Source organism: Blautia sp. HCP3S3_H10_2 (genome assembly GCF_052122375.1).
GTDB lineage: Bacteria > Bacillota > Clostridia > Lachnospirales > Lachnospiraceae > Blautia_A.
Window position 1 is genome coordinate 77,062 of sequence record NZ_JBQKCL010000011.1, and the last position, 24,915, is coordinate 101,976.

15 protein-coding genes are annotated in these 24,915 nt (G+C 39.6%); 7 read left to right on the plus strand and 8 right to left on the minus strand.

The window, feature by feature from the left end:
• Nucleotides 1-138 precede the first annotated feature (138 nt).
• From ACTQWB_RS12895 to ACTQWB_RS12905, 3 genes are all read left to right on the plus strand, one after another.
• A complete protein-coding gene (locus tag ACTQWB_RS12895) occupies nucleotides 139-402 on the plus strand; it encodes a helix-turn-helix domain-containing protein (RefSeq protein ID WP_015541275.1) in 264 nt (87 codons plus the stop codon).
• Between the two features lie 94 nt (nucleotides 403-496).
• Nucleotides 497-670, plus strand: coding sequence for a hypothetical protein (locus tag ACTQWB_RS12900; protein WP_015541274.1), 174 nt, complete (start codon nucleotides 497-499; stop codon nucleotides 668-670).
• Nucleotides 657-995, plus strand: coding sequence for a type II toxin-antitoxin system RelE/ParE family toxin (locus ACTQWB_RS12905; RefSeq protein WP_015541273.1), 339 nt, complete (start codon nucleotides 657-659; stop codon nucleotides 993-995). Before ACTQWB_RS12900 ends, ACTQWB_RS12905 begins: the two co-directional genes overlap by 14 nt.
• A gap of 47 nt (nucleotides 996-1,042) precedes the next feature.
• Here the strand turns inward: ACTQWB_RS12905 and ACTQWB_RS12910 are convergent, their stop codons facing one another.
• Nucleotides 1,043-1,402 (minus strand): MmcQ/YjbR family DNA-binding protein, encoded by a 360-nt coding sequence (locus ACTQWB_RS12910; protein WP_019162150.1) that lies wholly within the window; start codon nucleotides 1,400-1,402, stop codon nucleotides 1,043-1,045.
• Nucleotides 1,403-1,802: 400 nt separating this feature from the next.
• Between ACTQWB_RS12910 and ACTQWB_RS12915 the strand changes: the two genes are divergently transcribed.
• Both ACTQWB_RS12915 and ACTQWB_RS12920 read left to right on the plus strand, forming a co-directional pair.
• Nucleotides 1,803-2,144 (plus strand): plasmid mobilization protein, encoded by a 342-nt coding sequence (locus tag ACTQWB_RS12915; protein ID WP_005426517.1) that lies wholly within the window; start codon nucleotides 1,803-1,805, stop codon nucleotides 2,142-2,144.
• Nucleotides 2,093-3,472 (plus strand): relaxase/mobilization nuclease domain-containing protein, encoded by a 1,380-nt coding sequence (locus ACTQWB_RS12920; protein ID WP_015541272.1) that lies wholly within the window; start codon nucleotides 2,093-2,095, stop codon nucleotides 3,470-3,472. Before ACTQWB_RS12915 ends, ACTQWB_RS12920 begins: the two co-directional genes overlap by 52 nt.
• Before the next feature lie 23 nt (nucleotides 3,473-3,495).
• Here the strand turns inward: ACTQWB_RS12920 and ACTQWB_RS12925 are convergent, their stop codons facing one another.
• The gene (locus tag ACTQWB_RS12925) at nucleotides 3,496-3,909 is read right to left on the minus strand and encodes a winged helix-turn-helix domain-containing protein (protein WP_019162151.1); all 414 of its coding nucleotides are present in this window, start codon (nucleotides 3,907-3,909) and stop codon (nucleotides 3,496-3,498) included.
• A 118-nt stretch (nucleotides 3,910-4,027) separates the two neighbouring features.
• Here ACTQWB_RS12925 and ACTQWB_RS12930 point away from each other — a divergent pair, with 118 nt between their 5' ends.
• Nucleotides 4,028-4,402 carry a BlaI/MecI/CopY family transcriptional regulator gene (locus ACTQWB_RS12930; protein WP_026077000.1) on the plus strand — a complete coding sequence of 125 codons (375 nt, stop codon included), beginning with the start codon at nucleotides 4,028-4,030 and terminating at the stop codon, nucleotides 4,400-4,402.
• Between the two features lie 10 nt (nucleotides 4,403-4,412).
• Entirely contained in the window at nucleotides 4,413-6,209 is a 1,797-nt protein-coding gene (locus ACTQWB_RS12935) for a BlaR1 family beta-lactam sensor/signal transducer (RefSeq protein WP_118252646.1), read from the plus strand.
• A 27-nt stretch (nucleotides 6,210-6,236) separates the two neighbouring features.
• Here ACTQWB_RS12935 and ACTQWB_RS12940 read toward each other — a convergent pair whose 3' ends face one another.
• The 6 genes from ACTQWB_RS12940 to ACTQWB_RS12965 form a co-directional block, all read right to left on the minus strand.
• Nucleotides 6,237-7,484 carry a DUF6070 family protein gene (locus tag ACTQWB_RS12940; protein ID WP_441501976.1) on the minus strand — a complete coding sequence of 416 codons (1,248 nt, stop codon included), beginning with the start codon at nucleotides 7,482-7,484 and terminating at the stop codon, nucleotides 6,237-6,239.
• Nucleotides 7,471-8,628 (minus strand): DUF6070 family protein, encoded by a 1,158-nt coding sequence (locus tag ACTQWB_RS12945; RefSeq protein ID WP_015541269.1) that lies wholly within the window; start codon nucleotides 8,626-8,628, stop codon nucleotides 7,471-7,473. The genes ACTQWB_RS12940 and ACTQWB_RS12945 overlap by 14 nt, the downstream gene beginning before the upstream one ends.
• A gap of 40 nt (nucleotides 8,629-8,668) precedes the next feature.
• Entirely contained in the window at nucleotides 8,669-10,771 is a 2,103-nt protein-coding gene (locus ACTQWB_RS12950; RefSeq protein WP_441501975.1) for a penicillin-binding transpeptidase domain-containing protein, read from the minus strand.
• A gap of 710 nt (nucleotides 10,772-11,481) precedes the next feature.
• On the minus strand, nucleotides 11,482-11,727 hold the full coding sequence (locus ACTQWB_RS12955; RefSeq protein ID WP_015541267.1) for a transposon-transfer assisting family protein: 246 nt from the start codon (nucleotides 11,725-11,727) through the stop codon (nucleotides 11,482-11,484).
• Entirely contained in the window at nucleotides 11,724-16,529 is a 4,806-nt protein-coding gene (locus tag ACTQWB_RS12960; RefSeq protein ID WP_015541266.1) for a DUF3849 domain-containing protein, read from the minus strand. The genes ACTQWB_RS12955 and ACTQWB_RS12960 overlap by 4 nt, the downstream gene beginning before the upstream one ends.
• Before the next feature lie 53 nt (nucleotides 16,530-16,582).
• Entirely contained in the window at nucleotides 16,583-24,751 is an 8,169-nt protein-coding gene (locus ACTQWB_RS12965) for a DEAD/DEAH box helicase family protein (protein ID WP_441501974.1), read from the minus strand.
• Nucleotides 24,752-24,915: the final 164 nt, after the last annotated feature.

Genomic DNA, 24,915 nt, shown 5'->3' on the forward strand with positions numbered 1-24,915 from the left:
TTACAGGCAGCATTATCATTTTCTTATTTCAAAAATCAAATAAACTTTCCAAAAACTTCATCTTTAGAAGTATAGTAACAATATTTTTCCTTAAAATCAATAATAATACTTCATCTTTAGAAACTTTTGAGGATCAGAATGATTATTTATTGGGATAAAAAAACGAACAGTAAAAACAGAATAGGACAACGGGTAAAAGAATTACGAAAGGCTCATAATCTTACTCAGAAAACACTCGCTGCCAAATTACAACTTGCAGGATATGATTTTAATGATCTGGCAATCCTGCGAATTGAACAAGGCACACGTTTCGTTCCCGACTACGAAGTTGTCGCACTGGCCGAAGTATTTAATGTTTCCTGCGAATATCTTCTCGGTCTGACGGACGCTCCTGCAAAATAATTTAATTGTATTGCCTCCAATTATATGCTAAACTATGGATAGATACTTCTGAACAACATACACTATTTATAAACCGTATGATTGGAGTGATTTCATGGAATTAACAAAAAAAGTCCCTACAACCGATAAAAGCCAGGAAAACAATCATCTTCTCCGCATGTTAGACCGGGGAATTGATGATATGGAAGCTGGTCGTGAATTGCCACTGGAAGATGCTTTTCGCAAAATCACAGAATTAAGGGATGCACGAAGAAATGCAAGAATATAGAATTATTTTAACCTGGGAAGCAATTTACGATGTCACAGACATTGCAGATTATATTGAAGAAGAATTCGGCCAGCAACATGCTGACCGTTTTCAATCTGATTTGAAAGAACAAATGCAGAATTTAAGTCAGTTCAGTACTGCCTTTCCCCGAACTCAAATTCTGTACAGAGGATATTCCATACATAAAAGATCTTTTCCGCCATCTATTATTTTTTATATTATAATGGAAGAAACAAAAGAGATTCATATTCTCCGAGTGCTGCGCCATGAACGAGATTGGGAAAATATCCTGTTGCAAAGATCAACTTATACATATCCAGAATGAATACCTGGGAGCCGATCAGAGATTTTTCTGAAAGGCTTCCTTTTTTATTACTTCCCACTGTCAATTAAATCATAACTCATATCCAGAAAATCCAGCGTCTTAGCTTCACTGACAGAATCATCCAAAAGAATCGTAATCCAGTGTTGCTTATTCATATGATACCCCGGTAAAAATCCATACGTTTGAATAATCATCCCAACCAGATCAGGATCACATTTTACATCCAGGATGTCAATGTTTCCATCTTCTTCTAATCCCAGTATTTTCTTTTCCACTACCATAATTATAGCATACCATTTTCCATTTTTATGTCGAAGCACCGCAGAATCAGGATCTTTTTTCCATAAATATTCCGGTTCAGTTCCATATTGCTCTTTTACATATTGAAAAATTTCTTCACGTTTCAAATTTATCCCTCACTTACGATTTCTTTCTCTGATTATACGCTATCAGGATTGTATTCTCAACCACTTCTCACAGTTCTATTTATGTTTTATAGCTTTTGCATAGCCTGCTTTGCAGGCTACACCCCAAAAGAAGCAAGCACTGCCAGTGTCATGACACCTGGCTCATTTTGTCAAATTCCCTTTCCGGTTCATTCTACCAAAATGTATCAGGGAGTATCCCTGGCCCTCTCATATTTTATAATTTCTTAATTTGACGCTTCCGCCTACTCCTGTTAAAATAAACTGTAGACACATCTATCCAAAACATCATACAGTCAAGTAATATAACTGTCATAACCGAACTGGTTAGACAGTTTTTTTGTACTCTTTTTTATAGAAAAAAACGAATTGGAGGATTTCAATGAGCAAACGTACCAGAATTCATCCCGTACAATTTTATTTGAATGATGACGAACAATACATTTTAGAAGAAAAATATCGTCTTTCCAGGATGAAAAGCAAATCTGCCTTTCTACGGAAAATGATCTTATATGGATTTGTATATGAAGTAGACTACTCTCATATCCGAAAAATGAATACCCTGTTGGGCAATATCAGCAGCAATTTGAATCAGATCACCCATCGTATAAACAGTACCAATACAGTTTACCCAAAGGACCTGGACGATATAAAGGAGTTAATGGAAAAAATATGGCAGTTACAAAAATCCATGGTATCAAAACAACCGTTAATAAAGCAATAGAATACATCTGCAATCCAGATAAAACTGACCAGAATCTATATATTTCTTCCTTTGCCTGCTCTCCCGAAACAGCCGTTCTTGACTTTAAATACACTTTGGATCATACACATGACTGCAGAGATCCGCACAATACAAATAAGGCATTTCATCTGATTCAGGCATTTTCCCCTGGTGAAGTTTCCTATGAAGAAGCCCATCAAATTGGCAAAGAACTTGCGGATCGCTTACTGGAGGGAAAATACTCCTATGTTCTGACAACACACACTGATAAAGGTCATGTACATAACCATTTAATTTTCTGTTCTGCAGATAACATCACTTTTTCTCATTACCATGACTGTAAAAAGAATTACTGGAAAATACGAAATCTCAGCGACACTTTATGCCAGGAACATAACCTGTCCACAATTATGCCAGATGGTAAAAAAGGAATGAAATACAATGAATGGGCTGCAAATAAATCTGAATCCAGTAAAAAAGCGCAGCTGCGAAAAGATATCAACCAGACAATCCGAATTGTTTCCACTTACTCAGAATTTCTTGCATTTATGGAAGCTAAAGGATATGAAATAAAAAACGCAGAATTTGGCGAAAGCAGCAGAAAATACATTACCTTTCGTTCTCCCGATATGTCCCGTCCAGTGCGTGGAAGTGCTAAATCTTTAGGAAAAAATTTTACTAAAGAACGTATCAAAGAACGCATTGAAAATAAACGTCAGAAAGCTATTTTTCCTTCTGTTCATAACAAATTAATAGATACCAATGCTCCCAATATAGCAGGAAACATTGGACTTCAGAAATGGGCAAATAAGGAAAATTTAAAAATTGTCTCTGCTGAATATAACAAGATGTTCACACATAATCTACATAATTTTTCAGAACTTGAAGACCGCATAGCCTTGTTACATATGCAGCAGAAAGAGGTAAATACCTCTGTTGTTTCTCTCGAGTCTCAGATACGCCATCTTCGAGAAATGCTAAAATATGCCGAACAATATCAGAAAAATAAAATTTACGACGACCATTATAAAAGCTCCAAAGATCCAGATCGTTATTTCCGTAAATATGAATCTCAAATTATTCTTTTCGCGGGTGCTGAACATATTTTACAGGAAAATGGTATAAACCTGAAACATCTTAATTCCAATAAGTTGCAAGAGCAAATTGCAGATCTTATTTCCAGAAAAGAATCTCTAAATACTCAATACGTTTCTTTTAAGCAAGAAATAAAAGAGTTGGAATTGATACATCAAAACCTGTCCAAATATCTCAAACAGGATGCTCCTGAAATACAAAGATCTTCTCATAACCAACTCCCTTCTTTGTAAAACCATAATAATAGGCAGCGATTTCACTCGCTGCCTAAATTCCCATTAAACCGATATCCTACACCTCGTACTGTTTGTATATATAATGGTTGTCCAGGATCATCTTCTATTTTTTCTCTGATATTGCAGATATGTCGCATAACCACATTATAATCACCGGAATAAGGTTCATTCCATACCAGATCATAAACCATTTCTTTTCCAAATATTCTACCTGGACTTTTCGCTAAAAAAAGTAAAATATCATATTCATATTTTGAAAGATGAACATCACTATCATTCTTTTTAACAATTCGTTCCTGTAGATATATTTTTAATTCTCCAAACCTTATAATTTCCGGTATGAATTGGTTTTTATGTTCCCAGCTAGTCAATATGTTTTCACTTATGCTTCCATTAGCATCTGTGATTCTCTCAATAATTTCTATCTTTTTCACCTTTATTGCCTCTACATTATTAATTTTATATTCTATATATCATCTGCCATTTGACTTTTTTCTTCTACAAGTAATATAATATATTTATTACATATGTAGGATTTAGCAGGAGGATTTTATTATGTCACTACCCCAGATTTCAGAAGCCGAATTTGAAGTTATGAAAATTGTATGGAAATATGCTCCCATCAATACAAATGAAATTACAGAAAAACTTACTCTAACTACCAGCTGGAGTCCAAAAACAATTCAAACTCTTATCAAGAGACTTGTTTCCAAAAAAGCTCTTTCCTGCGAAAAACAAAGCCGGGTATTTGTCTATACTCCATTAGTCCAAGAAGATGAATATATACGCCAGGAAAGCAATTCTTTTTTAAAGCGATATTATAATGGAAATCTTTCTTCTATGCTGGCTTCTTACCTTGAAGACGATAAGCTCTCTTCAACAGAAATTGATAACTTACGCCATTTATTATCAAAACATCAGAAATAGGAGGTTTTGAATGAGCAACTGGATCATCCACTTTTTAATCAGTAATATCTTCATATGTATTTTTACACTTGTAATAATCGGAACAAAAAAACTTCTGAAAAAATATTTATCTGCGACTACACAGTACCATCTCTGTTTTCTTTTATTTTTATTACTTGCCGTGCCATTTTTTCCTGTACAGATTCATGGCTCACAACTTTTTTCATGGTTACATTTTTTTCAAACTGACTCAGGACTTAACTCTGGTACCGACACGCTATCCGAACTTACCAGTAATACACAAAATATTTTGTTAAACCAGGTGAATGATTTTTCAGTTTCCATCAGTAGTCAATTTTCTGGAGGCTTGAATACCATACTCTTTCTAATATGGATAACGGGTGTTATGATTATGTCAGTCCTCACCCTTCATTCATTAAACTATGTACGTTCCATAAAAAGATCTGCTCTCCCGCTTCAAAATCAGCAGGTAAAAACTATTTATTACAATTGTTTAAAGGAACTTAAAATCTCTCACCCAGTATCAGTCTACAGTACTGCATTTTTAAAATCACCAGTTTTAATCGGAATAATACATCCCAGAATTTACATTCCCATCCATTTAATTTCCGAACTGAATCCTGATGATATGCGTTTTATGCTGCTACACGAATTACAGCATTACCGTCACAAAGATACATTTATTGGCTTCCTCATGGTCATAAGTAATATACTCTACTGGTTTAACCCTTTTGTTTGGTACACTTTAAAAGAAATTCTCTGTGACCGTGAAATAGCCTGTGATTCTGCTGTATTGCAGATGATTTCTGCTGATGAATACCAAGCTTATGGAACTACACTGATTAATTTTGCAGAAAAAATATCCTCTTTTTCCTCTCCACTGGCAGTTGGAATGTCCGGAAATTTCAGGCAGATGAAACGACGTATTCTCAACATCGCCGTTTTTAGGAAAGAAACTCTTTATCAAAAAATGAGAGCATTGATAATTTATCTGGTCATTAGTGCTGTTTTTATTGGATGTACACCCATTTTATCCATTGATGCCTCTACTCAAAACGTATATCATTTTAGTGATACAGACAAAAATATCTCCCTGTTAGATATATCCGAAACATTTGGAACATATGATGGATCATTTGTTTTGTATGACAATAATTTGGATTCCTGGAAAATATACGATCTTGAAGAAGCCACCAAACGTATTCCGCCAGAGTCTACCTACAAAATATACGATGCATTATTAGGGTTGGAATCCGGAATCATCACACCAGAACACTCTTCCATGACATGGAATGGTGATGCCTTTCCTTTTCCATCCTGGGAAGCTGATCAGGATTTAAACTCTGCTATGCAAAATTCCGTTAACTGGTATTTCCAGGCAATTGATTCGCAGCTCGGAATTAACAGAGTCCAGGAATTTTTGAATAAAATAGAATATGGAAACCAGACAACCAGTTCAAATCTGGATTTATACTGGTCCGATTTTTCATTAAAAATCTCGCCTTTAGAGCAAGTAACATTATTGAAAAAATTTAACACAAATGAATTCCATCTAAATTCCCAAAATGTATTTTCTGTTAAAAATGCTATAAAAATTGCCAGTACACCTAATGGTAATTTCTACGGAAAAACTGGAACCGGTCGTGTCAACGGACAGGATATCAACGGCTGGTTTATCGGATATGTAGAAACTTCCGATAACAGCTATTATTTTGCAACCAATATCCAAAGTGATTCTAATGCAACTGGCAAAAAAGCATTTGAAATCACTTCTGATATCTTAAAAAAATTACATATATGGAATTAACAAATATGAAAGGGCTGATAGTTGTTATCAGTTCTTTCTTTTTATTCTATATTGATATTTGGGAACTTCTTTCGTACCATTATTCAGAATTTTATTCCCCATATATTTAAAACTCTTATCATCGTTGAACTTAACAGTCAGCTCACTTGTAATAACGGCATCATTACATATAAATGTATCACATACAGCATCAACAACCAGCACATTGTTTCCCTCTCCGCTATCTCTTATTTCAACGACCTCCGGTAAAGATGTTCCAAAATAAGTAGGGCTATAATTTAAACAACCTAATCGTTCCCAGTCATAAGTTTGATGTTCCGAATCAAATACTGCCCATTTTTTAATTTGATCTGCTGTTATCGGCAAAAACTCCATTATCAGATTTTCAAACTCTTCTGCCGGAATTCCACTTGAGTTACCTGAAAACTCATATCTCTCCCCGTATTTCATTCGATATAAATATTCATATAAACCATTATAATCTAACCCTTCCATATCAGATCTATCCCAATCAGAACATAAAAGATTATTCCCCTGATATCCAAGCAAATACACACACCTCTTTGAAACTTCCCTGCATTCATCACTTAAAGGTTTAATTCTTATCATAGAACTGCCATCAACCGCTTCTGATACTTCCGGATACTTTGGAACGCATAGCGTATAACCAAACCAGCCTTTTTCTGTATATTTCCATTCTTCTATCCTTGTATACGAAACATATACAATAGATGGATTGTCGTTCATACCCCAAACAGCTTTCACAGCCAGCAAATACATATCTGTCCCATCATAATTGAATTTGAGTCTTTCTATCCCACCATCCCTGTTAATCCTATATAAGACGATATCTCCTGTCAGATCCTGTTCTGCCCTGAAAAGAAATTCTTCCATTTTAGAATAATTAGCCATATTTGAATACGGTGCTGATGTAATAACGGGGACATTTTTTTCCTTTAATACTTCCTGCATTTCTTCCATTACTGTCTCAGAAACTACTATATTCGATGAAGTCCCTTTATCCGCCTTTTGATAAATGACTTTCATCTGATTCATAACATTCTTACAATCTTCAATAGCTTCTTCTTTCACGACTTCATCTACTGGCAAATCATATCCTCTTTCTTGTACAGCATAATTCGCAGTTTCCTGTGAAATATATTCTAAATCAGCCCCTTTACATTTTGTATTTCCTATGAAAAAGCATCCCGAAATAAATAAAACGCTCATCATCTTTTTCAGTTTTCTTTTTGTAATCATATCAATTATCTCCATAACATTCCTCCCACTTTTCGTCTGATAATCTTTCCGTATACCAGGTAACCTCTATTTCTGACCTTGATACATAATTGGATACATATTGAAATCTATCTTTATCTAACAGCCGAATGGTTACGCTATGACAAAACGCCTGATCTAATTCTTTTTGTGGCCATACCGCATTTACTTCCAGTGTTATTGTTCCATCTTGATTTTCTATGTAGGAAACAACTTCCGGATATGGAATATATGGTGTGGGAGCAAAATCATATACGATTCCTCTGGTTCGATACCGATATGTCTGTATTTCTGTGTGAAATACCGTTCCTGTCTGCAGTATCTCTGCGCTTATATTAAAATATTTTTGAAATATCGTTTCAAATGATTCTTTTGGGATTTCATAAGTCTTTCCTTCCTTAAATTCATCAGTTTTTTCTTCCATTGAAAGTAAACGATCAAAAACATCATAAAAATTTATTCCATCATAATTTTTTTCACTCCAATTAGAAGTAAACAATTTATTAAGTGTATATCCAAAAGGAAGTATATATTTTCGATTCAACTCCCGACATTTTTTATTTAACGGTGCTACCCGAAAGTCCCGATATCCAGACGGTCCATCATATCCTGCCGGATGATATTCTTCTATAAAGAAATGCCCGTTTTCTGTATATTTCCATGAATTAGCTCTAAACTCATGATAATATGTTTCCTGCCAAGTGTCCTCTTTCCATTTAAAAGAGCTTACTTCAACGTCTATTTTCCCCTGTTTGGTTTTCAGATCATACCGGATAAAATAATCCCCTGCTATAACTTGAAATATAGTAGTTTTTCCATTCTTCTCTTTTTCTGCTTTTTTCAAAAAATCATCTACTTTAATACTTTGAACCATATCCAGCTGATTGTAGGAATCAATTACTGCATATCCATATTTTCCAAAATAATCCATACTTTTTTGTATTGTACTCAGCTCATATAGTGCATTTTCTTTCACAGCATTCTCATATATGTTCCGATAGCCTTCTGCTAGCATTTCACACTCTCTGTAAATTTTTTCTTTCGTATCTTCAATTGTCTTTTTCTGCTCTTTCTTTATGCCACATCCACTACAGACAGCAAGAAAAATAACTCCCACAAATATTTTCCAAATTTTTTTCATATCATTTTCCTCTTACATTTGTAATATTTAAAGGTAAAAATTATTCATTACCAAGATATTCATCCAGTATCGCCTTATCCTTTTCCACCACATAACCGCTTCCTCCAATATCTTTCACATTCTCTACCATACTGATGAGCAAAATAGGATTCTTTGTATCTCTATCTGTAGTAAAAACTGTAAACCAGCCAATTTCTGTTCCAGATGTATCTTCTTTTGTAGCTTTCAGTTCCGCTGTTCCGGTTTTTCCTGCTAATCTAATGTCTTCCCGGCATGCTCCATAACCAGTTCCTTCCGGGTTATTCACTACACCCTCTAACCCCTCCATAACCTCCGAAACAATTTGTGGTGAAAAAGCATCTTTTATCCAGATTTCACTGGAAGTGCTTCCACCATCCGCGTGAAGATATGGCTTTATCATATTTCCATCATTTAGAAAAGCCGTATAAATGCTTGCAAGATGCAAAGGATTTACCAGAATCTGTCCCTGTCCATACCCACTGTCAGCAAGCTGGATTTCTGTTTCTATCTTGTCCATATTAGAATATTGGGACTCTGACATTTTAATATCAAATGGAAGTTCCTGATTAAATCCTATTTGATTTAGAGACTGCATCAGTTGATCCGCACCAATTTTTAATGCTGCTTTTGCAAAATAAATATTATCTGAATAAATAAGCGCATTTTTCAAGATCACAGGTTCATAATCATGAAGTGTAGTCACTGTATAATCTCCCCACGAGGAATCTTTCTGCCACGCCAGACCCTCATTTCCAAAATCGTCATTTGCAGTAAATGCCCCCACTTTTAATCCAATTGCAGCAATTACAGGTTTAAAAGTTGAGCCAGGACACCATGTCTGGCGAAAGCGGTTGTATAAAGGCCTGTCTTCATTTTCATTTAATGCACTCCACTGGCTGTTGTCCATTCCACGTACAAAATCATTATTATCATAAGATGGCGTACTTACCAACGCCAATACTTCCCCTGTATAAGGATTCAAAGCTACAGAACATCCTCTGTCTTCTTTAAATTGTTCATAAAGAGTACTTTGAAGATCACCATCAATCGTAGTATGGATATCTTCTCCATCTTTTCTAGGCTCATATGCAATAACACTTTTTTTATTTCCATTTGCATCTACAATACAGATTTCACACCCATCTGTTCCTTTTAGTTCTTTTTCATAAAGCGTTTCCAGTCCCGTCTTTCCAATCACACTGTTTGTACGATACCCTTCCCCTTTATGTTCCTGCAAATCTTCGGCTGTAACCGCCTGTACATACCCTACCAGATGAGAGGCAGCTTCTTTTAGATAATAAGTTCGTACTTTTACATCAGATAACATAATACCTGGAATCTTCAATAATGTGTCCTGCTTTTCTTTTTCTTCCAGAACAGTTTCATCCGGATTCACTGTCAGAAGATCGACCTCTTGTATTTTAGGAATTGTTGCTACTGGTACAAAAGAATCTGCTTTTACCCAATCGGCTTTTAACTTATCCTCAATTTCGTCTGCTCCAATTCCAAGATACTCTGCCAGTTTTTTTATTGTATCTTCCCTGTTCTCCATTCTGCCCGGAACAATTCCTACCGAAGATGCAGTTCCCTCTCCAGCCAGCTGGCGACCATTTCTGTCTAAAATATTTCCTCTTTTTGCCTCTTCTAACGTTACCTGAACTTTATCCGTTGCAGATAACTCTGGAAAAATCAACTGATCCTGCCAGATTAAATGATATCCTGTCCAGTTATGTGAAAATACCGCATTGTTGGTAAATTCTACATTTCCTGCAGCAGTCTGCATATTTGTTGTATAGGAAACTGCCGCATTTCCGTTTTCTTTTCTTTTTGCTGTAATATCGGTTATGGACAGATCAGACATCTCAATGCCTTCATATATTTTAGAATTTCGTTCTATAAATTCTTCCTTACTGTTCATGCTGCTTTTTTTCTGATCCAGCATGGCATACATTTGCTCATATTCCCCTTTTTCAATATATTTCATATATTCCATTAGTCTTTTTTCAGGAACATTACGATTCATTATTGTTACAATACCGATTCCACCACCAATCAATATACCGCTAAATAAAACTATTTTTGTGATAGTCTTCGTGTGTTTTTTTCTTTTCGTTTTTCTCATATAGTTTTATTTCTCCTTTTTTCGTATTTTCTTAAATATTACACTTGTAATATTTAAACGTCAAGTTTTTTCTTAGGTTTATATATGTAAACAAGAGGAAAGATTTGGATAAAAAAAGAAAGGGCATCTCAAAGCCCTCTTTGATAAAGAACTTTACCGACACCCTGAGGTAATGGTTTCTCCGGATGTTTCCCAAACGCTATAATCACTCTCCAGAAGAACCAAAAACGATTTTTAATTTTTCTCTCAGAAAAAAAGAACTACTCTAAATCTGCAGATCTTTGAAATAACCCTGCTCGTTTCTTATAATCACAAACATATTCAGGCAACACATTCTTTGCTGGCAGATTATTATAGCGGAAAACGCAACAAATCCCTTTATTAACTTTTGTTCCATATATTTCCTGTACCAATCCTATTGTTTCATCATCTGAACAAAAGCTCTTCGGAATCTCCCTACAATCCCTGATAATAACGCAAATCTGTTTACTATGTCCTCTCTGTCAGTATACAAGCCAGCTAATCTCTTTATTATAGTATCTAAATACTTCTTCCCAATTCCACTACTCAAAATTTCTTCAGTCACTGTTTCTGCAGATGTGTTTTTATATCAGCCAGAGTTCCCCTGGCTGAATTCTTCCAATATATACCTGTTAACACTTCTCAATGCTGACACTTTTTCCTTCGCTTTACTACACACTGGCTTGAATTCATTCCTCCTCTTCCAGTTTCGATTTATAATCTTCCAAGTCCATAAGAAAAGTCTCATAGCCTTCATCACTCATGCAGAACAGCTTTCTTATGGTATTGCAGACAAGCCCGATCATGTCCGCATCCCCTTTCAGGAATGGAATGATATGGTCGATTGCTTCCATCGTGTCATTTCTGTTCCCTTTATCAAACATTGCGGTTACTAAACATTCGTCTGTATCAAAGTTCATTGCCAGATCCATCATAATTCTACATCCCCCTTCTTATGTGCTTTGGATTTTTCTGCTTCTTTATTTTTCTGTTCCTGTGCTTTTGCCCTTGCCTGAAACTCTTTCAACGACTGCAGTACAGATTTTTTCAATTCCCCTCTTTCGCCCTTTGCCGGCTCTTTCTTTTGTGTCTGGTTCTCTTCCACTGATACGGATTCTTTCTTGACTGGTGCTTCTGAAACTTCCTGTTTCACTTCCACAGTCTGTTCTGCTTCCTGCACTTTTCCATGTTTCTCATTCAGATACTTTTCCATATCGTTAATTGCTTTCTGTACTAATGGGCTTTCCTTATAATGAGGAATCATATCTATCAGTTCCCTGTCTACTCTATCCCAACACATCAGTTCATATTCCCCGGAATAATCCTTATCTCCATCCTGCAGATCAAATCCAATCCCTTTACCTCCATGCAAGCGATCTGCCGGAATACTTTCATAAATTTTAATCGCTTCTTCCAGAGTAAGATTATTATGGTACTCTCCCATGACCGGAAACTCCATGCACTCTGCCACATAAAAAGTAATCGTAGCTTCTGGTTGCTCCTGTTCTGGTTGTCTGGTAAAGATAGAAAAGGTTTCTGCATTTTCCAAACGGGAAAGTAATGACCGGGCAGTTATCACATCACTGTCTATATCCGATTCTTCTGCCACCTCAGTCAGCCAGTCTTTTAAACCTGCTGTCTCCTTGTTCAAAATATCCTCTGTGAGTTTCTCAACCTGTTCTTCCCTATTTTCAACGGTATCTTTATATTCATAAGTATCATATTCATAACTAAAATTATCCAAGTCCACTGCGAGTTTCCTGATTTCCTGCTGATCAAGATAGGCTTCCGATTCCTTTATATACTCTGCCAAAGTAATTCTTTCTTCTAAGATTGGGTTAATGTCTACTTTAATGCCTGCTATTGCCATACCATACGAATTCAATTCGTTAAAAAAACTATCCTCTCGAATATTTCCTCGATAAGAAAGCACCACATCAAGATCAGAATCTGCACGATACAGGTCATCTCTGCTTCTGGAACCATGTACTCTCGCCCCAATCAATGTAACTTCATTTTCCAGTCCCATTTCTTCCAGAACAGCTCTTGCATGAAATAAAACTTCATATTCAATTTCTGCCCTGTCCATCCCATTCAATGCTGTTTCACATCTGCCAAGTTCCGAAGTGAATCGAACATCTCCACTGGCCAGCACTTCTTTAGAATGACTGATTACCTTATCCCGAAACTCCCTGTCATCAACTTTTACACATTCAACATCTTCCAATCCTTCATTTTTCAAGCTGGCATACATTGCTTTCTGAATAGAATCTTCTGGATTTCCACAGGCATCTCCTGAAATTTCATGAAGTTCCTGATCATAAACCAGGTATTTATAGCCATCCTCCGTCGGTTGCACTGTTAAATACATACCAGACATTTTAAATTGTACGGTTATTCCCTCATAACTTTTTAATGCCGCTTCCCTGTCATAACCATCAAAAAAAGCCTTTGGGCAAGTACGTTCAAATTGTATCTTCTCCAGTCTCTCTTCTTCTGCATATTCAATTTCTGCATACATTTCTTCATAATCCATCACGCTTGCATCTTCTATCGAAAGTCCTTCCTCTTCCAAAATATTCTCCATTGCTTCAGTAATAGAAATAGTCGGATCATCATAAACGCCGCCATCCAGTTCCAGATAATCTTTATCATAGAATGTATAATCATAACCATCTTCTACCGTCTGAATTGTAAAATACTGATCTCCAATCTGGTATGCTATCTCTGTATCATGCACTGCCAGACTGTTTCCTATCTCTTTAAAAGTATTGTATATCTGCGGATTCAGCCATCCTTCCACTTCCTGGCAATCATAAATCAATGTATCTATTCCATTCTTACACTGAATAAAATCAAGACTACCTCGCAACGGTGCTGTATTTTCAATTCCAAGAGCTTTCATTTTATGATTAGGCAGAGAGTAATATGCTCCAAGGGCAGCTCCCAAATCCTTATATCTCTCGATCTTCATCCCACCTTTTGCTGCCAGATCTTCGATCACATAATATTGGTCAATATAATGATTTTCTGGCATTTTCAGGTCAATGCCATTATTTTCTCTGACTTTATGTATCTCGAAAAAGCTGAATTTCTGTTCTTCACCCCGCAGATTCTGTCCGGTCAGTGTCGGCTCCCATGTATCTGTACTGATTGGCTGCTGTTCCATGATTTTCATAACTGTTCCGTCTGCTAAGATGACTGTTGCCTGGTCTGGAAGATCTATCAGGTCATACACCGTTGCACCATTTTCTTCCAGATATTCTGAAATAGCTTCCCTGGCTCCTTCATCAAATCCATGCCAGATGTCCTCTGCCACCAGTGTCCCATTTTCCGATACGATAATATCTGCCACGTCCTGACCGTATTCCTCATTTCGCATCTGGAAGAATCGCTCCCCATGATATGTTTTCATATCCATCGCATACCAGGTGCCTGTATGTCCTTCTGCGTCATACCCTCTTGTAGTTTCAGTGATATGCTGATTTTTCACACCAAGCACCTCTTCCAGTTTCCGGGTACGGATTTCTTTTCTTGCCATATCAATAAATCCATTCAGGACTGCAGGATGGCTGCCCACAATATAGTCCCTGTTCAGATCCATTCCCCGACTGATATTTTCCGGAATATCAATGCCATCTGCCCACCGTTTATTGCCATCAGAAAATCTTCCATCATAGGAAAGCTGTTTCAATGTATTTGCCAGAACAAATGCAACTCGTTCTTCCCCGTATTTTTCAAACACGCCTACTGCAGCATCTGGATTTAAACGCATACCGTCGAATCCCTCTGTGATTGCCTGTTCAATTGCATTTTTACAGTCAATGTTCAGTTTTCTGGAATCCAGGTAAGCATCTACATTTCTCTCCTGCATAGCCTTTTCCAAAGTTCCCATATAAACTTCCGGATATGCTTTTACTGGATTGGCATTTAACATTTCAGCTCTCTGTGCTACAAAGTCCGGCAGTTCTGTAAATCCAAAAGAATCTACATAGTATGCGGTTAATCTGCCGCCCCGGTTCATAATGATCACATCACTGACTGACATGGAATGCCCAGTAAAATCGTTTGGTCGTTCTATATTAAAACGCTCAAAGAGATTATCCAGTGTCGTAGCATCCCTCAGTCTTTCACTGTAAACCATCTGATAGTCTTTGCCATCTACGGTAAATCCCATTTCTTTTGCCGCTTCCAGACTTAAAAACTGATACCCTCTTTCTTCCTGTCTACTGTTGATCTGGTAAATTCCATAGCGGTTTCCATCACTTTCTAAAAGAAGTGTTTCTTTGATCTTTGCTTTTTCTTCCGGTGTCATAATCGTTTCCTGACTTCTCCGGTAATTTTCCCATTCAAATTTCGTCACTCCGAATAACCCGTCATGCTGTAAAATATCCAGTTCCAGATTCATAATTCTTTGCGACTGTTCCTGACCACCAACTGCTCCGGTCAGTCCATAAACCGTTACTCCCTCATGGTGCAATTCCACTGCCCGCTCCCTGGTAAGCGGAAGCATACTTTCTGAATAAAATCCGGCTTCATGCAATTCTGATAAACCAATCATCGAATCCGGCAGACTTTCAATCTGTTCCTCCGCTTCTCCAATCAATTTTAGTACCGCTTCTCTGTTTCCATCCAGAATAGATTCTGCAAGATTCTCTGCCAGTTTTTCCATTGCTTCCCTATCATCCAGTTTATAAGCAAAATTCACGATAAGATTTCTCTGGTCATTGCTGAAAATCGTCCGTTCCTGCTCCAGACGATTAATAGTCTGTTCTGCATACTGCATGGCACTCATTTCTTCTGTCTGCTCCACAACATCTGCTTCCTGCTCTGCTCTTTCTATCTGAAGTTCTTTGAGTTTTTCCTCAATCTGTCCGATCATATCAGCAGAAGTCTTACGGATGGTGTCCATAGAAGCACGAAGCTCTTTCATATTTTTACCGGAAGACCAGCTTGCAATATAGGAAAAAGAATACTCCGATGTGTCCAGTCCGAAATGGTTACATACCACATAGGCAACACTTTCTGCTTCTACTTCCCTTGTAAGCTGATCTTTTACGATGCCCTCTGCTTCCATCTGATCACGATCATGCAATACTGCATGTGCGGTTTCATGCACCGCTGTTTTCATGGTTTGTGCCTCACTCATGCCAGGCTGGATAGCAATATATTTATCGACAAGCTGATAAAAGCCTTTCGCCTCCCCATCAATCTCAATAAAACGGATAGGAACCGGGGCAACCATTTTTAATGATTCCATAAAATCATGGTAGATCAAAACATCTCCATCCAGTTCTGATACCTCAAACTCTGGAATCGGTTCTCCTGTGGTCTGGCTGACATCAAATACTGTCGTAACCCGGAATTTTGTAATAACACGCTCTACTACTTCTGTTTCCGGCTGTCCATCTTCCCCGATCACAATCTCGCCTGTTTCCGGATCAGTTTTTTCAATCTCCTGTTTCTCTTTAAACGGAGCCGGGGCAATAATCTGGATGCCTTTTTCCCCTCTTTTTACCTGTCGGTTGAATTTCTTCTGCCATGCCTGATACCCCGCTACCAATGTTGCTTCCGGTTTCTGCATGGTGATCAGCAGTGTGTTATTAAAGCTGTAATTGTGGAACTTTGACATGGTATTCAGATATTCGGTATATCTCTCCGAAGTAAAGATTTCCTTTACTCCCTGTTCCAGCCGTTCCGATATTTCTTTTAACTGTTTTTCTATATTATTTGCCATAAACAAACCCTCCATTTTATGCCCCGCCAGAGAAAACTCTGACGGAAAATCTTTTATAACTCCTGTTCGTGTTTTTTCTTTGCAGTTTTCTGTGTAACGGTCTGTTCCGCTGTATTCTGCTGTGTCTTCTCCTGCTTTAAGCGTTCCAGAATAGATGGCTTATGGATTCTGTCTGCTGTTTCCGGAAGTTCTTTTTCTTCTACGGCATCCCTGCTGTCTGTGCTGCTTCCTTCTCTGCCAATATCCTCATCTGCCATAATCGTCTCATTGCCCTTTTCATCCATGTTCAGCAAGGCATTTAACTCGGATAATCGTTCCAGCTTTTCATTCAGTTCTGCTTCTTTCGGAAATGGCTTTTTTACCTCTTTCTGTGCAGTAGCAAGCTGCTGTTGTACAGTTTCCAATTTCTGCTCACTTTCCGTCAGCTTCCTGTCAATGGAAGAAAGCGTGTTATGGATACGCTGCATATTTCCTATCGGGTCTTTTCCGATTTCCAGCTTATAAGAACATTTTCCTTTGACCGTCAGTTCAAATGCATTGGAGAACATATTGTAGGAAGCAGATAACGTAAACCCATGATATTCCCCGACCTTTCCGCCGGTGCTAACAGTTTTTAGCCCTGCACAGGCAGCGATCAACGCTTCGCCTGCTTCTTTCTTATCTTCATAAAGGACATTTCCTACCGTCATGGCAAATGTGTCATTATCCTGTAAATCCACGCTTTTTACTACCTGCGAATCCACCTGCATTCCGGCAATCCGTTCTTTCAATGCACTGATCTGTACCGGGAAATTCTTTGCAATATCGGATTCCAGACGGTAAATCTGACTGGTATGGTTTGCCTTTAAGAGTTTCAGCTTACTCACCTGCACATCCAGATCCATTTTTTCCTTAATATACGGATTTCCTGTAGCAAGTGCCTTGATCTCTGCATAGGACAGTGCCGTATCATCCACATCTTCACAAGCTCTGACCGGGGATTTACTGGTCATGATCTGACTGATGAACTTCTGCTTATTCTCCAAAATCTGCCACATATACGCATCAAAAGTGTTCTCCGTCACATACCGAAATATCTTTACTTTGTCATTCTGGTTTCCCTGTCTTAAAATACGTCCTTCCTGCTGTTCCAGATCAGACGGCTTCCACGGACAGTCAAGGTGATGCAGAGCAATGAGCCTGTCTTGCACGTTGGTACCAGCACCGAGTTTCGGTGTAGAACCCATGAGGATTCTCACCTGTCCGGCCCGCACCTTTGCAAACAGTTCCGCTTTCTTTGCCTCCGTGTTGTATTCATGGATAAAAGCAATCTCTTCTTTCGGGATTCCTCTGGCAACCAGTTTGTTCCGGACATCATCATATACGTTGAAAGTCCCATCCCCTTTTGGAGTAGACAAGTCACAAAAGATCAGCTGGGTTGTCCGGTCTGTCTTTCCCTCATCCCATACCTGAAAAGCATTTTCCACACAGGTATTGACCTTGCTTTTTTCGGCATCCGGGAGAATTTCATTTAATAACCTCTGATCCAATGCACATTTTCTTCCGTCATTGGTAATCTTGAGCATATTGTCCTCTGTCGGATTTACCATTCCTGCCCTTACTGATTCTGCACGTTCTGAAAATGCAGCTACCATATCCTGCTGTTCTTCACTTGGTTTTAAAACTTCATTGATAAACTCTGCTTCCGGTACGGGAAGGTTCAGCATATCCGAAGTCTGAATATCCGCAGCTTCCTTAAAAATGGAGATCAGCTCCGGAAGATTAAAAAAACGGGCAAACCGTGTTTTTGCACGATAGCCCGTTCCTTCCGGTGATAATTCGATTGCGGTTACTGTCTCCCCGAACGTTGCCGCCCAGGAATCAAAGTGTCCCATACCCATACGCATGAGTGTGTCATACTGGAGATAACGCATGATAGTGTAAAGCTCCGTCATACTGTTCGATACGGGAGTACCTGTAGCAAAGGTGATCCCTCTGCCGCCTGTCAGTTCATCCATGTACCGGCATTTCATAAACATATCCGAACTTTTCTGTGCATCCGTCTGTGAGATACCCGCCACATTCCGCATTTTTGTATACAAGAAAAGGTTCTTAAAACTATGGCTTTCGTCCACAAACAGTCTGTCTACACCTAACTGCTCAAAAGTTACTACATCATCCTTTCTGGTCTGGTCATTGAGTTTCTTCATCCTCGCCTGCAGGCTTTTCTTTGTTTTTTCCAACTGCTTGATGGTATAATTCTGCCCTGCCTGATGTGCTGCTTCTTCAATGGAAAACGTAATATCTGCGATCTGATCTTCCAGCATGGCAATCTGCCGTTCTCTTGAAAGAGGGATTTTCTCAAACTGCGTATGGCCGATAATCACGGCATCATAATCCCCTGTCGCAATACGGGAACAGAACCGTTTTCGGTTTGCCGGCTCAAAGTCCTTCTTCGTTGCCACCAGGATATTTGCTCCCGGATAGAGACGTAGGAAATCACTGCCCCACTGCTCGGTCAGATGGTTTGGCACGACATAAAGATTTTTTTGTGAGAGTCCCAGCCGTTTTGATTCCATACCGGCTGCGATCATCTGGAACGTCTTCCCTGCTCCTACGCAATGAGCCAGTAACGTATTATTTCCATACAGCACATGAGCCACTGCATTTTTCTGGTGCGGCATCAGGGTGATCTCCGGGTTCATGCCGACAAACTGAATATGGCTTCCATCATATTCCCGTGGACGGATGCTGTTAAATCGTTCATTATAAATCTTACAGAGATCTTCCCTTCGGTACAGGTCTTTAAATATCCACTCCTTAAATTCCTCTTTGATCAGCTCCTGCTTCTGCTGTGCCAGCATCGTTTCCTTCCGGTTTAATTCCCGGTGTTCCCCATCGGCATCCTGTACCGTGTCATAAATTTTGGTATCTCTAAGGTTTAAGGCATCTTCCAAAAGGCGGTAGGCATTGGCTCTCTGTGTTCCATATGTGGAAGTAACAAGGGCATTTCCGTAGCTGTCCACATTCTTTCCCATAACATTCCACTGTCCGGTCACTTCTGCATACTGGACTTTGACCTTGCTCCCTACATAATATCTTGGTGTATGGAATGTCTCTGCCATAAACCGTGTAATGTAATCCTCGGAGATCCAGGTTGCCCCAAGTCTTGCCTCAATCTCTGACGCATCCAGATCTTTTGGCTGTACCTGCTCCAAATACTGCACGTTCACCTGATATTCCGGGTGATCTTCTGCAAACTGTTTGGCGATCTGCAGTTTCTCCCTCACATTTCCAGAAAGATATTCGTCCGATGGCTCCCATTTTTCACTAATCGGATTCTTAAAGATTACCCCTGCCAGTTCTTCGGTAAGCTTCTCTTCTGTTTTCCCGGAAAGCTGTGCCATATAGGAAAGGTCAACGCCTGCCCTCTCACCGATAGAAACCGCAAGTGCTTCACTGGCAGTATCTACAGAAGTTACCGTTTCTGCCCTGCGGATTGTCCTTTTGGTAAAAATATCCGCTTTCCGTTTCAGTTCTCCCTTATCATCCAGAAATTCCAGAGAAGTCAAAAGACAATAGCTGCTGTCCTGGCTAAATGCCCGCTTATTGGCATTACTGCTAAGCAGACCATACTTTGCTGTAAAAGTATCATATTCTTCATTAAGTTTTTCCTGCAGCTTTGTGATCTGTTCATCGCTTTCCTCTTCCATCTGGCACTGAATCAGTTCATTCGTAATATCACGAATCTTCACCATCCCTTTGACACGTTCCGCTGTCATTGCCGGAAGCTCCATGCGGTTCATCACAGAATTTTCCCGGTAATAGACTTCCTCATTCACTACGGTAAAACTGAAATTCTTTACATCCGGGTCTGCCGGGATAGAGACAACATCCTCCTCCAGCTCTGTATCCGAAAGTTCCAGTTCCGTGATCATGCCATGGATATTCCTGATAGCTTCTTTTAACTGTTCTTCTAAGGTAACGCCTTCTTTTGGTTTTACAGTCACTTCCTGCTTTCCATACTGAGTGCTTTCTGTGGTAAATTCACCAAGCACCATTTCCGGATGCTCTGCAAAATAAGCATTGACTGAATAGCCTTCCGGCATTTCCTTTAAATTTAACCATTCCGGTTCCTCAATGGATGCCCTGTCTCTTTTCTGGAAAAACAGAATATCAGAAACAACGCTGGTATTGGCATTTCTCTGGAACGCATTATTCGGTAATCGGATGGCTCCAAGCAGTTCTGCCCGGTTTGCGATATACTGTCTCACTGCCGGATTCTGCTTATCCATCGTTCCACTGGAAGTTACCACAGCCACTACGCCACCGGGACGCACCAGATCAAGGGATTTTGCAATAAAATAATCATGGATCATAAAATGATGCCGGTCATATCTGCGGTCACTGACCTGATACGCTCCAAACGGAACATTGCCTATCACACAGTCAAAAAAGCTGTCCGGATAACTGGTTTCCTCAAATCCCTGCACGGCAATCTTGTTTTTCTGGTAAAGCTGTTTTGCGATCCTGCCCGAAACCGGGTCAAGTTCCACACCATACATATTGGCTTTGCTCATACTCTCCGGGATCAGTCCCATAAAGTTACCGACACCACAGGACGGCTCCAGGATATTTCCCTGTTTCAGTCCCATGTTTTCCAATGCTTCATACATACTTCGGATCACGATCGGGGATGTATAAAAAGCATTTAAGGTCGATGCCCTTGCTGCACTGTATTCTTCTGGCGATAAAGTATTCTTTAATTCCAGATACTCATTTGCCCAACTGCTGTTACTCTCCTCAAATGCCTGTGGGATACCACCCCAGCCAACATAACGGGATAAGATTTCCTGCTCTTCAGGTGTTGCCAGACGCTCTTCTTTCTCCAAAGTCTGTAACAAATGGATGGCTTCCATATTTGCCTTATACTTTGCTTTAGGTCCGCCTGCACCAAGGTCATTATCCCGGATATGGAAGTTGTGTGGTTTTGTTACAATCTTTTCTACTTCCGGTTTTAAATATGGCTGGAATTCTCCCTCATATCCAAACAGTTCATTTTCTCCGGGAATATAATTGCGTCCGGTTTCCAGACACCGGAACACATCGGCAGTTGGTGCATTGCTGACTGCATAAAAATCATCATAAGAATACTTTGGGAAATCTTCTGTATGATAGGTTGATAAATGCAGTTCTGTATTGGAACGGGTCTGTGCAACCAAATCTTTTCCTTCTATTCCTTCCGGCAATACCCCTACTGCTTCAAAATGATACCCCAGATATTCAAAAACACCTTCATCCCAGGACTCTGCCAGTTCTTCTGCTGTTTTAGCTGTTATCTTTTCTTCTGATTCAGTTGCTTCCCGCTCCCCAGAATCTTTCGTTGTTTCCTGTTTCTGATTTTCCAGAATATCTTCTCTGGCAGTAACCTCTTCCTCTTCTATTTCCTCCACATCTGACATATCTACTACGGTCGGTTCTGCCACTGCCTTCGTATCCAAGAAATCAAACATGGTCATCTGGTGTCCGGATGGTTCCGCAAAAGACGGTTCTGCTTCCGGTGTCGGGAAAATCGTATAGGTTCCTTCTGCATACTGGTGAAGTTCTGAAAGAAGTTCTGTTTTCTGCTGGTAATTTGTCCCATACGCTTCAAAATCCAATGGAAGAGCTGCCAATGCTGCATCCATCTTCTGTAACAGTTCTTCTGTCTGCTCTGGATTCTCTAAAACTGACACCATTTCTTTTCCTGGTTTTTCCCAGAAGAAATCATCCGTAAATGGTCTGTCTATCTCTTCCGGAAGACGGTCATAAAAGCGGAGTACCTTATTCGCCATCTGCTCCCGTTCATATTCCGGCATACGAGCATAATCTTCTGCCTGCAGGAACTGGTCATTCTTTATCAGATAATCTACTCTGTTTGCAACTTTATTCCAGGATAATAAAATTGACGTATATGGATTCCCATAAGCACCTCTTGCAAGAAACAATCCTTTTCCATCATAGTTTGCGTGTGAATCATCGGCACCAGACAGTGCGTGACTGCTTCCACCGATCCCATACTGTTCCTTGATAAAACCTGTCCTCGATCTTTCATCTTCATGCAGCAGATAAAAGGAATACGTCCTAAGCCTGCCCTGCGAATACGCTCCACCTCCTGCAAGATAAGCATCAATCTCATCCTGTGTAATGAACATCGGATGTTCTTTCCAGGCAAAGCCCTCCCTAGCCTGATAAGGAATCACCTCATCCGCAAACTTCTGAAACTGCTTTGAGATATTTATAGGATTATAATGATGGAAACGCATAATAAAATGATTTTCTTCATAGGCTTCTGCCAGTGCATCCAGTCTTTCATTCAGTTCCGAAAGCCACTGAAGATCCTCCAGCTTTTCTTCCAGATAATCCGTGATCTCCGGATAGATACTGCGAAGATGTGGTAAATCCTCCTCATCGAAAACAATCTCCGCTACTCCTTCTGCCATATCCCCTTTCATATAAGCAAGAGCCTGGGCGTGTTCTTTTACTGCATTACTTCTTGCCGCATCCAATACAGACTGCGGTGCATATTCACCCTGGTCTAAAAGCTGATGGATACGTCCGCTGACATCTTCCCATGATAAAAATGCCTTATCTAAGATATGGTCTGTAACTGTATGCCCTACTGCGATCTGCATCCCGGTTTCATCAAACCAGACCGAATATTCATTTCCATCAATCTGAAAACCTTTTCCCCCTTTGCGGTATTCACGCTTCACAAACTCCGTATATTCCTCCGGTGTCTGTTCACTCATGAAATTATAGATGATCCGGAGCTGGCTGGCTTTCCGGTTTCCTCCTGTCCGTAAAATCTCATCGACAACTTCCTCTGGAATCTGGATTTCTCCGGCATAAAGGGCAGCTGCTCTTTCCTCGATCTGCCGCCTTTGTTCATCTGCGGTGGGATATTCGGGCAAAGATAAAGCAGAGGCGATCTCTTCCTCTGCTTTACTCAATCCATCTTCTCTTGTATCTTCGACTAACTGTATACCAATTCCGTCAAGATGCTCTCTTCCGCTGTTGCCATCAGTGCGTTCATGTGTGCTGTCCATGCCATCGGATCTGCTTCCTTGTCCGGTGCCGGATTCTTCTCCAGCAGTTTCTCCATCTGGCTGTCCATTCTCTCCTGTGCTGCTTTCTCGATCTGTTCCAGATGGCTGTTCAGCTTCCCGGTCAGGAACAGGCTCTGATAAAGGCTGTTCTTGTGTTCTTTCAGAAATGTCCTCCGCAGCATCCCATATTTCCCGATCGTCACTTCTTCCTCTTCGACGGTCAGATTCGGAAACAGGTAATCTCCCTTGCGATGATATGTCAGTTCCATAATCGGTTCCTCCTTCATTTTCAATATTTTCTTCTTTTTTCGTTTCTGCATCCTGGTTTTTAATTTCGTGCATTAACGTGGTAAAGTTATTATAATTCCTTTCATTGGAATTTTCAACCTCTTTTCTCGCTTCTTCCAGAGAAATTTTATGTACGGTCTTTCCAATATCAATCAGAATACTCTCACTGAGCTGGCTTGCCGCATTTCCAAGGAAGGTGAGAACTGACAGACGGTTATAATCTGTGATATGCATGAAGTCCTCTTCTTCCAGAAGTTCCATCGGGTCAAGCCCGCATCGCCTGGAAAGCAGATAGTAAACACTGTCTGTTGCCAGCTGACGAAAATCACTGCGGATCGTCACCTCATCCAGATCTTCCAGATAAGTACCTTCTACAGCATATTCCAATCCATCCAGGTATTCCTCCAGATTGTCATTGACCATTTCCCTTGCGACCGCCATCAATGCGTCCTGCAAAGTTGCCGCATCCTTTTCTTCCAGAGCATAGACTTCTGCCAGATGGGTGAGGATCTCTTCTCTCTGGTGTTCCTGCATCTTCCAAAGATATGGGCTTCTGCCTCCGGCTACCATGTGGGTATCCGAAATATCAAACACATAACGAAGTTTGGTATTCTGCCAGGTTTCATCAAACAAGGCAATTCCTCTTGCACCACGATTTACCCAGCGTAACATCTTTTCATTCCATAGTTCCAGTGATGCACAGGCTGTTGCGTCTGGACGCTGTGCATGGATCAGAAGCTGATCTGAAAAAGAATAACGATATAACCTTGATGCTGTGTCCATATAATCCATCCAATCCCCTGGCGAACTGCTCACTGATACGGCATGTTCCTGCACCAAGTTTCGGATGTCCTGTAGTTTAGACATTAAACTTCCCTCCTATCAATAAAAAAACAGCCCACTCTTTTTTAGAATTGGCTGCATAAAATGTACTTTACTTTTCGGAGAGAAAATGCTATATTCTAATTGAAAAGAGTAACCGCCCACAAGGTGGATGCTCCTGGATTAGGTTTTAATTTATTTTGCTCTCA